The following is a 948-nucleotide window of genomic DNA, read 5'->3' as shown; positions in this document are numbered from 1 at the left end:
TCGGCGGCAGCGGCGGCGGCGATCCGGGCGGCCTCGGCAGCGGCGGCCGCCCGCGCGGCCTCCGCCCGGGCCTCGGCCGTCACGCGGCCACCCCCGACGCCGACGTTCCGTCGTTGACGGTGAGGCCGATGGCAGCGGCAGCCTGCGCGCCGGTGAGCGTGCCGCACCGGTTCAGGGCGGCGGCGAGGACCATCACCTGGTCCCACAGGTCGCGCAACCACACGTCGACGTAGTCGTGCAGGGCCGCAAGGTCCACGGCCGGGTCGTCGCCGACGCCGTAGGTGGGGCCGTCCGGGTGGGCCAGGCGCACGGTCCGCTCGATGACGGCCCGGTCCTGGGCGGCGAGGATCTCGACCACCCACGCGCGGTCCTCGGTCCACAGGTCCGCCTGTCGCAGCCAGCGGTCCTGGGCCCGTTCCCCGGCGGCGCTGGCCAGCAGGATGCCGCGGACCGGCTCGGCGGGGTTCGGCTCGTAGTCGACACGGCCGACGGGGCCAGGGGCACCCGGCCCGCGACCGAGGTCGTCCGCGACGGAGACGCAAGTGAGCCGGGCGCCGAGGTGGAGCGCCAGCACCGCGTGGCCGGCCTCGTGCGTGGCAACGGCCTCCCGCAGCAGCGCGTCCGGCAGATCGAGAACGCGGCAGGCGGTCGTCGGCCGGTCCAGCCTCGGCGCGGGCTGGCGCGTGTACAGCCCGAAGTCCCGGTTCCAGTACCAGGCCGAGCGGACGGTCTCGTTCACGCCGCCACCCCCGACCGCAGCCGGCGGGCGGCGGTACGCGGGCGGACCAGCGGGACCGGGGCGGTCCGCAGCAGCTCGGCGGCAACCTCCGCCGACTCCGGGTCCGACTCCCACAGCTCCGCCAGCACCTCACGGGCCACGTCCGTACGCGCCCGGTACTCGTTCACGCTCTCACCGGCCACGCCGCCGAACAGCGACCCGAACGGGTC

1 protein-coding gene and 1 pseudogene are annotated in these 948 nt (G+C 76.7%); both read right to left on the bottom strand.

The genetic code is table 11. The features are described from left to right. Positions 1–79: 79 nt before the first annotated feature. Entirely contained in the window at positions 80–739 is a 660-nt protein-coding gene (locus ACFP3U_RS36935; RefSeq protein ID WP_380230158.1) for a hypothetical protein, read from the bottom strand. Further along, positions 736–948: pseudogene (locus ACFP3U_RS36930) on the bottom strand (hypothetical protein); the annotation flags it as partial. The pseudogene ACFP3U_RS36930 and the gene ACFP3U_RS36935, both read right to left, overlap by 4 nt.

The sequence above is a fragment of the Kitasatospora misakiensis genome (genome assembly GCF_042656005.1).
Classification (GTDB): domain Bacteria; phylum Actinomycetota; class Actinomycetes; order Streptomycetales; family Streptomycetaceae; genus Kitasatospora; species Kitasatospora misakiensis.
This window is presented reverse-complemented; position numbering and strand designations above follow the sequence as displayed.